This is a genomic window from Streptomyces sp. NBC_01176 (assembly GCF_045039825.1).
Lineage (GTDB): Bacteria > Actinomycetota > Actinomycetes > Streptomycetales > Streptomycetaceae > Streptomyces.
The window spans coordinates 8,237,696-8,251,618 of record NZ_CP108600.1; the positions used below are offsets into that span (position 1 = coordinate 8,237,696).

The 13,923-nt window shown below is 66.9% G+C and carries 6 protein-coding genes and 1 pseudogene; 2 read left to right on the plus strand and 5 right to left on the minus strand.

Features of this window, described 5'->3' with window-relative positions:
* Positions 1-519: 519 nt before the first annotated feature.
* The 5 genes and pseudogenes from OG199_RS35865 to OG199_RS35885 form a co-directional block, all read right to left on the minus strand.
* A pseudogene (locus OG199_RS35865) lies at positions 520-1,397 on the minus strand (GNAT family N-acetyltransferase).
* A 401-nt stretch (positions 1,398-1,798) separates the two neighbouring features.
* The gene (locus OG199_RS35870; RefSeq protein ID WP_207315664.1) at positions 1,799-2,695 is read right to left on the minus strand and encodes an aminoglycoside phosphotransferase family protein; all 897 of its coding nucleotides are present in this window, start codon (positions 2,693-2,695) and stop codon (positions 1,799-1,801) included.
* A gap of 640 nt (positions 2,696-3,335) precedes the next feature.
* Positions 3,336-4,754, minus strand: a complete 1,419-nt coding sequence (locus OG199_RS35875) for a hypothetical protein (RefSeq protein ID WP_207315665.1) — start codon at positions 4,752-4,754, stop codon at positions 3,336-3,338.
* Between the two features lie 660 nt (positions 4,755-5,414).
* Positions 5,415-6,275 (minus strand): abortive infection family protein, encoded by an 861-nt coding sequence (locus OG199_RS35880; protein WP_207315666.1) that lies wholly within the window; start codon positions 6,273-6,275, stop codon positions 5,415-5,417.
* 424 nt (positions 6,276-6,699) lie between these two features.
* Positions 6,700-11,994 carry a sacsin N-terminal ATP-binding-like domain-containing protein gene (locus tag OG199_RS35885; RefSeq protein ID WP_277312413.1) on the minus strand — a complete coding sequence of 1,765 codons (5,295 nt, stop codon included), beginning with the start codon at positions 11,992-11,994 and terminating at the stop codon, positions 6,700-6,702.
* A gap of 232 nt (positions 11,995-12,226) precedes the next feature.
* On the opposite strand from OG199_RS35885, the gene OG199_RS35890 reads away from it, so the two are divergent.
* Together OG199_RS35890 and OG199_RS35895 are read left to right on the plus strand one after the other, a co-directional pair.
* Positions 12,227-13,102 carry a peptidoglycan-binding protein gene (locus tag OG199_RS35890; RefSeq protein WP_405832974.1) on the plus strand — a complete coding sequence of 292 codons (876 nt, stop codon included), beginning with the start codon at positions 12,227-12,229 and terminating at the stop codon, positions 13,100-13,102.
* Between the two features lie 407 nt (positions 13,103-13,509).
* Positions 13,510-13,755: a hypothetical protein gene (locus OG199_RS35895; protein WP_207315668.1), complete on the plus strand. Its 246-nt coding sequence runs from the start codon at positions 13,510-13,512 to the stop codon at positions 13,753-13,755.
* Positions 13,756-13,923 lie beyond the last annotated feature (168 nt).

A 13,923-nucleotide genomic window follows, 5' to 3' on the forward strand; every position in this document is an offset into this window, starting at 1 on the left:
CTCCCAAGAGGGCCTGTTGTAGACCACGAACTGCTCGCGCGGGTACAGGGCGGCTGGGCAGATCCCGCAGACGGGCCGCTTCGGGTCTTCGCGGTCCGGATCGATGTACGGCGGTCCGGCGGGGTCCGGGATCTCCATAGCAGCCAGAGATTAGCGGGCCCGGCTCGCCGCAGAGGCCCGAGCCGCAGCCAACGGGAGCGCGAAATTGGCAGTTGTCCGCTGCCATCGAAGCCAGTCGTTGACAACGAAGGCAGTCGATTCATGGTGTGTGACAGCGAACGCAGTCCGCTCGGGCCGGAGATGACGCGGATATCCAGGTCGGGCCGCCTCACATCGACATCCAGCAGTAGAGCTGTTCGTTGGCTTCGCAAGCCCGTCTGGCGAGCAGGATGAGCCCTTCGGCCAGTGTTCTGCGCCGCATGTTCGTTGAAGAAGTACAGCGAGGTGTCGCTGGCGAAGTCGAGTCCCCTGATTGGCAGGGACGTTCGCTGCGCTGATGTCACGGGGCCCTCAGATTCTTCAACGAATTTCCGGTCCGGCACACGAGAAGTCGTACACCGCGAAGTCGGTAACCGGGCGGTACCCGATCCGCTGGTAGAGGCCGTTGCTGGTGGGGTTGGCTAGGTCCGCGAACAGTAGGACCTCCGCCGCGCCTGCGGCCAGCGCGGCCCTACTCACCTCGACCGTCGCGGCGCCCGCGTAACCGCGGCCGCGTAGGTGGGCCGGGGTGTAGACGGGGGCAACCCGGACCTGGCCGGCGACCATCGGGGTCACGCCCGCCATGGAGGCGGGGGTGCCGTGGGGGTTTCCCAGAGCGTGACGCGTTCTTGGGCGATGCGTGTATCCGCCCATGAGCTGCTGTCCGCAGCGGGGGTTCCTCCGATGGCCGTGATGAACTCGCGGTGCCAGAGCATGAGTTGCTCACGGTCCTGCTCGCCCGCGACTCGGCTTCGGCCCTCCGGGAGTGGCTCCTGTGGTGTGAGCGTGCCGAGGCGGTACAGGCGCTCCCGCTCGTGCAGCGTCGGCGTCGCGCCACTGTGCCGCGCCCAGGCATCGGCGAAGGAGGTGGCGGTGTGGTGGTCCGCGTTGACGCCGGGGAGGCGGTGGCCGAGGCGGGCCAGGTGGGCGGCGAGGGTGTCGGCCTCCTCGAGGGTGAGCGGGGTGAGGTACGGGCGGCGGGGCGGGGTGCGGAAGAAGGCCGCGCGGATCTCGCCCGCCCGCTCAAGGCTGCCGAAGAGGGGGGCTTCGGCGCCGCACGCGTCCGCGCCGCGTAAACGCAGTGCCTCGGTCACCGTCAGCGGGACGGTGTGCAGGGCAGGGCGCGAGCGCAGGAAGTCTCCGGCTCGGGCAAGAAAGCCGTCGAGGTCTTCGGTGAGGTGCCAGCCATCCGGACGCATGCCTCATGATCCCTCGTGCTGCCCGCGTGCGCCCACAGTTTTCCGCTGGGGCGAGGCGGCAGGGCCCAGTAGATCAGACACCATCCGCAGCACGGGGAGGTCGGGAGCAGTCCGCCGTCCCGAGGTGGGATCGTGAGCGGCCCAGTCGACGATGTCCTTTGACAGGGAAGCTAGTCTAGTCGCCCCAGGTCATGGCGCTGCCACCGACTAACTTCCAAAGGACAGCAGTTGTCCCGTCGCACCGAACCTTGAGCGAATGTTCCGTCTCAGCCGATCTGATCTCTGTCTCAAATGATCTGGCCCGATTCGCTCGTCGTCTCAGATGATCTGTTCCCATTGGTGCTGCTGTCGGTGGGGGCGGCAAGCGATCGTCTTTATCACGGCCTATAACCGGGGCGACATCACTCCATCGACCCCAGAATGCGGTCGAGTGTCCGGCGCCCCATTCTGCTCATCGTCGGATTACTCTCGACGTAGTACCAGACAACACCCATCGCCTGTTGGAACGCCCATGCCTTGCCGCGCTCCCACTCCAGATCGTCACAGACCAGTGTCCGCCGGAGCACTTCCCGCGGACCCGGCTGCAACAGGTGCCAGGCACTGACCAGATCCAGAGCGGGGTCGGCCGGGCCGAAGCCGCCGGTGTCGAGTACGCCGCTGAGCCGGTCTCCCGCGACCAGTACATTGCCGGGAATTAAGTCACCATGGCTCATCACGTCGGCACCCGTGCGTGGTAACTCCCGAAAGTGGCTCCACACCTGGCGCAGCCGGAGCACGTCGAGCAGCCCCTTACTCTCCTCGAAGCACTTCGCCATCCAATCGTCGTGGTGAGCGAGAACGCCACCACGACCCTCGCCGCTGAAAAGCCGCCCCCGCGTCTCGGCCTCCCGGAGGGCTGCGATGAAGGCCGCAAGGTCCTCGGCAAAAGCGTCCGACCCACTCGGGTCGGCATCAAAGGCGACCGTTCCCGGCAGCCATGTCTGGACCGACCACGGCATGGGGTAACCCGCTCCAGGCTTTCCCAAGGCGACGGGTTCCGGGGCGGGGAACCGAGACACCTGCGCCAGCTCCGCGCTCGCCTGGGCTTCCTGTTTCAGAAACGCCAGCGCCTCGGCGGCATCGGCCAGACGCAGTGGGAAACGCGCCGAGAGGTCGTTCCCGATGCGGAAGATGGCGTGGACCGTCCCGGTCGACGGCAGGAGTCGGATCGCCTTGCCGCTCCACTGAGGGAACTGTTCCTGGATCAAAGTCGCAACGGTTTCGGTGGTCACGTCCACTTGGTCATCGTGCATGGTCATCTCTCGCCCGCTCTTCCACTAGTCCGACTCGAAACGCCGGAAGCAGACCAGACCAACTGAGACGACAGCCAGTATTCATACGCCAGGGTCCAGATCAACTGAGATTTTCGTCCGCCCAGGTGTCTCAACCGTTCTGGTCGCCCCCGAGAGAACACAGCCGCGGCTTCGGACCAGATCACTTGAGACGGGACAGCGAATCTTGCCGAAGACTGACGGATCGCAGTTCGTCTCACCGAAGGTTAAGTACGCAGGTCAGGGCGTTGCCGCAGTGGTCCGAGAGCCTGTCTGCTCACCGCTCCCGTGTTTGCCGGACGACTGGGATACCTCGCCGGTCTGCCATCGTCACTCTGACCTGCGGCGTAGTCGGTGCTCAGACTTTCAGTAAGACGGCTCAAGGTTCGGTGCGACAGGACAGATGTCTGGTGAAGTCGGCCCGGCCGGGGCGCGGTTCCGGTCTTTCGACCGGCCCGTTTCCCGGGAGCCGCTTCCCGAACCAGGCATGCGACTTGGCACCGCGCCCGGCTCTCCACAAGCCCCGAAGGCTTCGTGGTGGTTGTCATCATCTTCCGTGGACGCTGGGTGAGGCGACAGGAGAGGGGCGTAGAAGCCACCAATCCACACGAACCGCTACCGAGCGGGATTAGGGCCGCAGCCTTGACGCTCCTGCAATCAAGCACTTTTGGGCAAGAAACTTGACCAACGCAATATCAGGCCCTAGCGATTCGACTTCCTTCGAGAAGGGTAGTAGGAGTGACGTCTTCTCGCCTGGAGCTTTACCATCCTCCTTTGCGTGAACGATACGACATCGGATGTCATACACGCGGTCTGCGAGCTGACTCAACAAGTCATAACCGGTCTTCTTGTTGTTGGCATCAATTCCCGTAACCCCCTTAAGTGGATCCGCGTCGAAGTGCTCTGTTAGCCAAGGGTCATTTTTGATGAAATCACGCACGTGCGATTCAGCCACACACCCTCTGACAGTTGCTTTCAGCTGCTCGCGTTCGGATCCGAAGCCTTCTCCGGACTGCGAGGTCAGCGTCAGAATCCGTTCGAGATCCGAGTCATCTTCCACATCGAACCGAGGATCACGCAGCTCGTGCCGAATTTTGTCCAAGGTGCCGCGTCGGCTATAGCTACGGAAGTGATATTCGAGCACTTGGTAATAGGCAAGGAATTCCAGCAGCGGAAGGCCAACTGCCGACCTGGCGTACCAGTACAGACTCAGCGGCTTTTCTGCATATTGAGTGCGCGGAGAGCGGGTAACACTCCCACCGCCTTCGCCGGGATCCTCAAGAGAGCGTCGACGTCGCACATAACGGGCCGGACGTGCCGGTGCAACTTTGAGTGCAGTATCGAAACGCAAATCTAGCTCAAAGAAGAGGGAATCAGAAACGCGCTTCAATATCCTCAGTGCCTCGTCATGGCGTGTAGCCGTCACCCCTGAAATTCTGAGAGTCGTAAACTTGTCGGGCCTGCTCGTGCCAGGTACGCGCCCTCGGCGCATATTACCTCGCGTACTGAATTCCGAGAATCGCTCGCTCGCGGTCCCAATTTCGACGCCGAACGGCGTTCCTTCAGGGCGCTCAAATCCAAGTACCCAATCATCCTCGGGCTTTATTTCATTCGGCTCAACATCCGGCGCTGGATCGGCGTCTTGCTCCTCGTCTGGAGTCGACTGCTCTCCAGAAACTCTCCGGATTCCAGGCAATTCGATAATGGCCCGTTCGTATCGCCATGAAGTGCCAGACGTGCGTGGAAGAATCGAGGCTTCAATAACTCCTGTATCGCGAAATAAGCAAGCGTCGAGATCGCCGAGATGTGTAACGGATGCGAAATTGTGGCGAAGGAAGGCATCAGATCTCTCCTTGTTCAGGACCCTCCACTTTTTGTCGCGGCCGTTCGGGAGGCCAACTCGAAGGTAAGGTTCCGTGTTCTGCAATTGCCAATTGTGTTCAACCTTCTGCTTCCGGCATTCCTCCTCCGCCGCTATGCGCGGATCGGCTGAATCCAGAATATTCTTTGCTTCTTCAGGTGAGATCAGACCATCAAGATCACTCAAAGCTGCGCCTTTCCGTGCGGGCGACCAAATTTCACGTTTATCATAGGTGGTGCTGCGTGCTCTCGGGACTATTTTTGAGACTCGGCCTCGTGGAGCAGAAGCGATGAAACACCTTCACGAGTCTCCCGATGGGCGTGAGGGAGCCCCAGCGGCTTCCGAGCACGGGACGCAAGGGCCCCGCGTCCCAGACATCTGTCCATGTCGCACCGAACCTTGAGCCGTCTTACTGAAAGTCTGAGCACCGACTACGCCGCAGGTCAGAGGGGTGACGATGGCAGACCGGCGAGGTATCCCAGTCGTCCGGCAAACACGGGAGCGGTGAGCAGACAGGCTCTCGGACCACTGCGGCAACGCCCTGACCTGCGTACTTAACCTTCGGTGAGACGAACTGCGATCCGTCAGTCTTCGGCGAGATTCGCTCAAGGTTCGGTGCTGTAGGATCTCGCGGCTCGTGGTACGCCGTCCTTGCTGACCAGCAGCTCTTACGCTGTCTCAAGTTGATGGCACAGCCGGTCCGTCTCATGGCCGGGGCATTTCCTCAGGGTGTAGTCGGCCCGCCGGGACCGGTGGGCGGGAGGTCCAAGTTGGTGAGCTGAAGTCACGCCCGCGGGTGGCGCGATCTGCTCCCCCCCCCGAAACCTGGCCCTCTTCGCGAAGTGATCAGACCTTGGTCTTGCGCCACGGCGCGGCGGGGTCCGAGAGCGTGTCCAGGATCAGCTCGCACCAGGTCACGGCAGCATTGACCGTCAGGCGGGCATGACGCACTCCAAGCCCAGACGGTGCGCTCGCCTGACCGTGACCGCTACCGAAACCCTGGTTGCGCAGTTCGGCGACGCCGACTGCGATGTTCACCGAGCCCGAAAGGATTCTCTTTACGGCCTTGCTGCCGTCCGGCCCATCAGGAGCCGAGCCAGCGTCGAGCTTCAGCGCCTTCTGGACCGTGCTGATCAGGGCTGGGAGCGCGGCGTTCCGGTCGACCTCGATGTTCAGCTCCCCAAGAGCGGTCTTCGCCGTTGCCTCGATGAGCTGCTTGGCCGCGCCGATGGCCCCATGGGGATCGGTGGTCAGGTCCCTCCGAATGCGCTCCAACTCGATCGTGATGCCGGAGGCGTCGCTCAGGGTGCTGAGGTCGCGGACCAGCACTGGCGGGTTGGACCAGGAGATCCTCCCCTCCTTATCGAGAGTGAAGCCGTCCCGCTCCAAGCGAACCCTGATGTCGTCAAGCCACTTCGGAGTTCCCTGATCGTCCGGGTTCCGGTACGCGCGGATGAAGTCCTCGAAGACCAGGAGTACACGTCGAACCTGGCTCGGATCCGACCAGTCGACGCCCTCCGCGTAGAGCATGAATTCAGTCCGCCGCTGGCCTGAGTCCTGGTACTTCAGCTCATCTGGCGGGCTGGGCGCGAACCCGTGGTCCTCCCACAGTTCGGCGACAATCCGGACGGTCAGGTCCGTGGCCAGAGAGCGGAAGGCGTTGCGGGTGGCCGGGCTCACCAGCTCCCGCCGTGCGGTGACGGTCATGGTCTGAAGATAGGAGCAGACCCTGACACCGTCACTGTCTTTTCCCAAGGTGACGTCTGATCCATGCCGCGCCCGTCTAGCCAACCAGCCTCTGGTTGCGGCTGATCGGCCACGGAATCTGAGATCCCACAGCCGTCTGTAGGGTCTCGCCGCCCATGGCCAGCGGCGGTTCCGTGACCTGGTAGTTGTCGTCGTGTCTCACGGCTTGGCCAGCCGTTCAGTCTCACGGCCGTGTCCAAATCCTCGACATGGGACTTCGGACTGGATGGACCGACCAAGCGACAACTGGCTGGCCCCCCTGCCCACATGAGGCTGGCGCACGCCACAACGCCGGACCATGCAGTTGTCATTTGACAGCTGGGTTGGTCGCGATCAGTGCGTTGACTTGGCCCGACTGGATTGGGTTGCCAAGCACTTATTTCGCTCAGGTCCCCGTCCGGCGCTCCCCCGTCCGTGACAGCTGGAACCTGTAGCGCAGGCCCTCGCCGACCGAGCGGAAGAAGTGGGCCGACCGGGGGTGGAGCGGGTTGGGTAGGAGGTGGATCTTCCGCAGGTCGGCGTCGAGGGCGTGGGAGACGTACAGGATGTGGTACGTCTCTCGCTTCTTCAGGGAGCGCGCCCGGGCAATCTCGGTGGGCGAGAGGACGAACTCCCCCTCGCCTCCGGCCGAGGACTTCACCTCGAAGAGCAGGCTCGACCGTTTCCTCTCGACGATGAGGTCGTAGCCGAGCGTGTCGTCGCCCATGCCGTCACCCAGGACCTTGTTGCGGTAGCCCGACACCCACGCGCTCTCGTCCACGGCGTCGTACCGGTTCATGAGCCAGGCGAGGGCGGCGACCTCCCCCGCGAGTCCGACCGCGAGCGCCTGTGTGTCGGAGAGCTTGCCCCGTCGGCCAGCGGAGAATCCGGGGCGCCCGGCGCCGGGGAGCCGCTGTGTCTGCCGACCCAGTGCGACGAGCGGGGCGTCGCCCGCGGAGCCGAGGAACTCGGGGGTGAGGCCGCCCCGTACGGCCTCCACGATCGCGTGGTAGTTGTCCTCCTCCGCCGACATCCTCGTGCGGTCCACCACGATGTGCCGCCGCTCCTCCTGCCGCAGCCGCCGCTCCCTCTTCTCCTGCCGTTCGGCGTCGTCCAGCTGACCAGTCGTCAGGCCGAGGTCTCCGGGTGTCAGGGCGAGCGGGACGGCGGCGGGCCAGCGGTCTCCGGTTCGGAGCCAGTGCAGCGTCGTGGCGTCGTCGAGCGGGAAAAAGTCGAGTAGCCCGGCGGCGGTGGCCTCGGTCGTGAGGTTCTCCGGGTCCCCCGGGAGGCCGGAGGTGGACTCGCCGTGCGCGGCCTCCCACGCGTGGATCAGGGTCCGTGCGCGCTTCAGCCGTTCCAGGAGGAGGGGCCGGTTGGTCAGCCGGAGTTCGTCCACGGGCGTCAGCCCCGCGTCCGTACCGAGCGGCGGGGCCCCGAGTCCGGTGAGCCAGCGGTCGACGTGCGCCTGCATTAGGGCGGTCTCCAGATGGAGGTGTTCGTCCGCCCAGGCGGTGTCCGGCACGAGTCCGGTCAAATTCCGGTTCTCGGCGTACGAGGTCAGGGGGGCCCCGGACCGGAACGCGTCCAGGAAGCCGACCCGCAGCGCGTCCAGGATGCTTCGTCGCCGGCTGGCGACGAAGTGCCGGAACTCCTGCTCGATGCCCTCGGCGTTGCGCAGCGGCCGGTAGGTCGAACCGAGGGCGGCGATCGCGGCGTTGAGCTCGCGCAGCGACAGCGACATGGCCCTGCGGGCGGTGTCCAGGTCGGGGTGGCGGGCCGCCGCCCGCAGCGTCCGGTGGTCCGTCGGCGTCAGCCGGGCGGCGAGCCAGCGGTCCAGTTCGGTCTCTGAGGCGAGGGCCTCGTCGTTGGACAGGAGGGCGTGGGCCGCTTCGAGGTCGAGCGTCGCGAGCAGTGGCACGAGGATGTCCAGGAGGGCGTCCAGGGGCTGTCGCAGGGTTGCGGTGATCTCGCGCACCCGGGCCCGGTCCTCGCCCAGGACGTCGGCGATCGCGTCGGCGTCCGGGCTCTGACCCGGGCCCCAGCCGGCCGTGTTCAGGTCGAGGAGGGCCATGCGGAGGGTGTCGGCGAGTTCGGGGTGGTGGAGGAGTTCCATGATCCCCGCGGCGGACCGCTGGAGCAGGTCCTCCTCGCCCTGGCTGGGCCCCTCAAGCAGGAGAGTCGGGGTGTCCTGGTGTGGGACGGCCAGCCACCGTCTGCCGCCGTGGCCGGGCCGCTCGGCGATCTCGTCCACGACGGAGGTCAGGACGCCGGCGTGGACGATCTGGATGCGCTTGGCGATCGCGCAACCGCGGCGCACGGACTCCGCAGTGGGGCGGCGGAAGCGGCTGGCGCGCAGGTCGATCACGGCCGCGACGAGGGTGAGGAGCCAGTCGCGCTCGGACGTGATCAGCGGGTCGCCCGCGGTCCCGGCGTGGAACGCCTCTCCGTCCACCCGGACTTCGACTCGTGCTCGGGAGATCCTCCGGACGCGCGAGCCGAAGCACCGTTGGAGGAGCGCGGCCACCGCGCCCCCGTGCATGTTGCGCATGCGGAGCAACGGGGCACCGCGCTGTTCGAGGAGCTGGACGAGCTGGCGTGCGTCGGTGTCCTCCACGTACAGGTGATCCACGGTGTTCGGGGAGTCCGTGTCGTCGGCGAGTGTGACAGCTTCGAGCCGACCGCCCCGGCTGACGACGACCGCCGCCTCCGAGCCCTGGGGGTAGGGGTCCTGGCGCGTCTGGGCGCACTCCGCCCAGGCGTCCTCGTACGCCCGGCGGAATGCGGCCGTCATCGTCTCGGGGATGGCGCCGTCGCGGAAGAGCTCGGTGAGCTCGCGGACCCGACGCGCGGCGGTCTCCGGGGAGTCCCACCGCTCAAGTCCCCAGCCTCTTGCGCGACGGACCGCACGGTCGTTCGCCTGGAACGCACGGCGCAGCGCCGAGGGCAGCAGGGGGACGAACGACGGGGCGGCCTCGTCCCCGTGCGTCCAGGCGGCATCAGGCCGTACGAAGCGCCAGTCGGCGCGCTCGCGCGGGGACGCGACGGGCATCCACTCGGCCTCGGCGAGGAAGGCGGTCACCGGCGTGGGAAGGCTGAAGGAGTCCCACCGGTCGTTGTAGCGCCGCACGGTGACGTGGAGGGCATCGGCGGCCCACTCGGAGCAACCGGCGGCCACGAGCCGGGCGTACACCCGCTTCGCGGCGTCGGACAGATGGTGGTGGTCGTCCTGGCCGGGCAGCCGATACAGAGGAGTCTGGCCCACGTACTCGGTGTACGGCCGCCGATCCGTGGGGGGTTCCCTCTCCACATGGCGCAGCCAGACTTCCGCGGTGGCCTGCGGCAGGGACATCGTCGGGGGCCTGCCGTCCGTGAAGTGACGGCCGTCCGCCCGCAGGGTGGAGCGGGGCACAGGCTCGGGGCAGAGCCCCGCGCCGACCCCCAGACGCCCGAGGAAGGCACGCCACTCCGCCCGGTCCGCGCCCCGGAATGCCTGGTGCTCCGGGGGTGCGGTCAAGCGGCCCCGGAGCACCGCGAGTTCTTCCGAGACATCCTGCGCGCGGTCGATGAGCTCTCCGAGCAGCTTCGCTCGTTCTCCGCCCCACTCGGCACAGAGCAGGGCCTTCGAGGCGGGTATCCACACACCGTCGGCGCCGGGGACGAGCAGCCCCATGGCCTGGATGTCCCGCCACGGTGCCGTGTCGCTCCTGGAGAGCCGGAAGGCCCAGGCGAGGACCTCCGCCGCGAGCTCCGGCGTGGGCTTGTCCTGAAGGGAGCGGGCGACCAGTGCCAGCAGTTCGTCGGCGCGGTACTCGTTGACCAGACCGCCGTCTTCGAGCATCCGGCGGCCTCGCTGCTTGATCGTGATGCTGCCGAGCCGGTTCTTCCACGGGATGTTCCGCGACACGAAGAAGACCCGGTGGCGCAGCGACCGTGGAAGGCGGGGGCCTTGCTCCGTGGATCCTGCCTGTTCCTCGCCGTCCGCTCTGGGCGAGAAGAAGGCCGTGGCACGCCTGACCCTGCCGTCGGCCGCGTTGCACAGCCGGAGCTTTCCGTCGTCGTCCATGAGGATGCGGCGGCCCTGGAGTGCGCGGGGCCGCTCGACGCAGCCGGCGAGCTCGTCGTAGAAGCGGGCCCACAACTCCGGCTGAAAGGGCGCGTCGGCGAGGCTGCGCGCCAGGCTTTCGGCCCACTTCGCCAGTAGTTCATCCGACGGCCGGGGTGAGCGGCCGACGAGCGTGGCGACGGCCTTCTCGAGCCGGGCCGCACGCTGCCCGGTGACGGACGGGTGTACGAGTACGGCGTCCGCGTCCCGGCTCAGCCGGTCGGTCGTGAACAGGGTCCGGTCCTTGTCGTCCCAGAGCCGGGCCTCCGTGAGGGAGGCCCACGGCCGCGCGCCCAGGGCCAGGGGGATGATCGGGGCGGTGCCGACCTCGTGTCCGAGGCGTTTGAAGGCCCGGGACAGCCGGTCGGACATAGATGCGTCCCAGCTCAGCAGGTCCGCACAGAGGGTCGGTGGGAGCTCCAGGGTCCCGGCGGAGCAGGCGAGGAGCGTCTCGGCCCCGAGGAGAGCCAGCTCGTCCAGGAGGAAGTCGTTGAGTGGGACCGTCTTCTCGAGGTCCACGCGGGCTAGCTTCGCGAAGAAGGGCGCGTTCACATGGGCCGGAAGGGGGGCAACGGCCTGCTCGCCCATCGGCAGGTGAGTGTAGAGGCGTCCTTTGGTCAACCCTTCCTCGACGGGAATCGCGAGCGTGACCCGGGCGTCTCCCTGCCAGTCGCGCCATCCCTCGCTGATGTGGTCGCCGAGCACGCTGCGTTCGACCGCGTCGCCGAAAGCCTCAGCCGCCACCTGCCGGTCGAGCAGGACGAAGGCGCCGCCGTCGCCGACGGTCACCGTACTGACCGTGAGTTGGTCGAGTTCGGCGTCCGCCCGCTCGGTCCGGGCCAGGGTGCGCCGGTCGACCATGCCGTCCTGCCGCTCCTCGACAGTGAGCGAGCCGATCCGGCGCAGGAAGAGCAGCACCGGCGGGCCGGCGGACAGCATGGTCAGCTGTTCGGCCGCCTCGGCCCGGGCCTCCTCGCTCTTCAGCGGCAGGCGCAGCACGGTCACGTATCCGTCAGCTGCGAAGGCGTTCACGGTGTCGGGAACGCTGTCCAGGGGCACGGGCAGGCAGAGGTGGAAGACGTCGGCGGCCACCTCCGCCGCGAGAGTGGCGTCGCCGTCCAGGAGGTCCTTGAGCGAGGTCTCGTCGGCGAAGCTGAAGCGGTAGCCGTCGAAGACCCGGCCGCCTTCCTCGGAGACGGAGTAGACCTGAGGTGCTCCGGTCAGCTGGAGAACGCTCTTGAAGCCGATCCCCTTGTTACCGATGCCCTCCTCCGGGCGCTTGTCCGACTGGGCGATGTCGGTGATCGCGTCGAAGTTGCTGCGGCTGACGGGCCGCCCGGTGTTCGCCACGTACACCGCGCCGTGCGGCCCCTCGTCGTGGTCGAGCCTGATCAGGACCCGGCCTCCCAAGTCGCCCGTGTCATGAGCGTCGTGGGCGTTCTGCAGGAGCTCCACCAGGGCGCGGTGCTCGTAGTCGCGGATGGCCTGTTCGATGAGGTTCTTGAGGCTGCGGAACAGGTTCCAGCGGTCTTTGGCCCCCTGGTACGAAGTAATGCGGTCGAGCGTCTTCGCACGCACTTCGGCGCGGAGGTCCGGCATGGTCGTGTTTCCCTTCAGACGCGTGCGAGCGCCGTGAGCAGTACGGCGGTGGCGACGGCCGCCACCAAGACGGCGGAGCCACCTGGTGCCGGGGTGCGGAGCCATGTGTCTGCCGGGTGTCCTCGGTACGGGGCCAGCGCGGGTCCAGGCCAGTTCGGCGGCGGGCGGCTGCTGGGGCAGGTCGACCAGTCAGGGACGGCAGGGGGTGTGGCGGACGAGGGCCGCGCAGTGGATGTGCTCACGAGGGTCCGTAGGAGGGCCACGAGCAGGATGGCCGGTACGACGAGCACTCGTATCGAGCGGGGACGACGGGGCGGCTACGGGGGCGCGAGGGCTCGTGTTCCTCTCCGCAGGACTGCGCCGTAAGGCCCGGAGCGCTCCGGCCAGGACGTTCCTTCGTACGCGCGTGTGCTCATGGCCCGACCGTAGCCCGCAGGTCGGACAGCGCGGCCGGGCGGGGGGCCGCTGCACCCAAAAGTGCGAGCAAGGTGGCTCGGGGATCTCAGATCCGTGGCCAATCGGCCACGAGGTGGCCAATGGCCGTGCAATTTGGCCACACCATCTGAGATCCCACAAGTGTCACCGGACAACAGTTTCCGTCCACCTCGTCGGCTACGGCCGCGCCAACCACGCCGGTTCGGGAGACGACGACCGACAACGGGTCCAACACCGACGGCAACCCGCACTTCTACGGCTTCGATTGCATCAACACCAGAACTGGCCGGAAGCCCAGCTGGACGCGATGCACAAGGTGAGCGCGGCACTCTGTCGCGCGCATGGCTGGTCCGAGAAGTCGGTAATCGCCCACAAGGAGTGGCAGCCCGGCAAGCCGGACCCCGCCAGCATCACGATGTCCGACTTCCGCACTGCCATGGCGAGGCTCCTCGGCGCGAGCACGGAGCCCAGTAGCGGTTCGTCCAAGCCGTCCGGCTCCACGTCCGACAAGGAAACGTCGGGATACGCCCCGTTCCCCGGCGCGGGCTACTTCCGTACCGGACGCCGCTCGGCCCTCATTACCGCGATGGGCAAGCGGCTCGTCGCCGAGGGCTGCGGCAAGTACGGCACGGGCCCCGGCCCGCGCTGGACCGACGCCGACCGCCGCTCGTAAGCAGCCTGGCAGCGCAAGCTCGGCTACTCCGGCGCGGACGCCAACGGCATCCCGGGAGCCCCCAGTTGGGCCAAGCTCCACGTCCCCAAGCCCTAATTGTCAGCGAGAGGAACACCACCACCATGGCCCGACCACCGGCACATCCAAGCTGCTCGCCGGCATCGCCGAGCGCACCGTCCTCACCTACGCCGAGGCATTCCTCGGCCTCCTCCTGGCGACGGCCACGACCGACATCCTCGACCTCTCCACCCTCCAGTCCGCCGCCATCGCCGCGATCCCCGCTGGCCCGGCCGTCGCCAAGGGCGCCGTCGGCACCCTTCTCGGCCGCACCGGGACCGCCTCCTGGCTCCCGGCGAGAACCGACCCCGCATCCCCGTCCACGACGAACTGACCGCAGGAGCCGCGCCATGCCCGACGGAGAGGTAGCCCTTGAACTGGCAGAGCTCCGCCGCGCCCTCGAAGTCGGGCTGGCGCGCATCGACGGCCAACTCGCCCTGATCGCCCAGCGATCTGACCAGATCGACAAGGCCGTCGGGGAACTCGACGGCAAAGTCACCGCCCTCGAACGCGCCCGCTGGCCCCTGCCGACCATCGGCGTACTGACCAGCCTCGCAGCTCTCGGACTCGCCGCATGGTCGGCGCTCGGCAACTGACCGCACCGGACCACAGCGAAAGGCAAGGGAATGACCTCGGCCGACCAGCCGTGGGGACCCTGCTCCTGATCGGCGTCGCGTATGAGATCAACATCCTGGGGAACGACGAGAGTGGCGACACCTCTCGGAACGCATCCGCAGCCTGGCTCCGTGTCCACGCCCGTCCTG

Bases quoted from the DNA above. Each gene is read 5' to 3' on its own strand.
- OG199_RS35870 (WP_207315664.1), bottom strand. From the start codon at position 2,695: ATGACCATGCACGATGACCAAGTGGACGTGACCACCGAAACCGTTGCG.
- OG199_RS35880 (WP_207315666.1), bottom strand. From the start codon at position 6,275: ATGACCGTCACCGCACGGCGGGAGCTGGTGAGCCCGGCCACCCGCAAC.
- OG199_RS35885 (WP_277312413.1), bottom strand. From the start codon at position 11,994: ATGCCGGACCTCCGCGCCGAAGTGCGTGCGAAGACGCTCGACCGCATT.
- OG199_RS35890 (WP_405832974.1), top strand. From the start codon at position 12,227: ATGTGCTCACGAGGGTCCGTAGGAGGGCCACGAGCAGGATGGCCGGTA.
- OG199_RS35895 (WP_207315668.1), top strand. From the start codon at position 13,510: ATGCCCGACGGAGAGGTAGCCCTTGAACTGGCAGAGCTCCGCCGCGCC.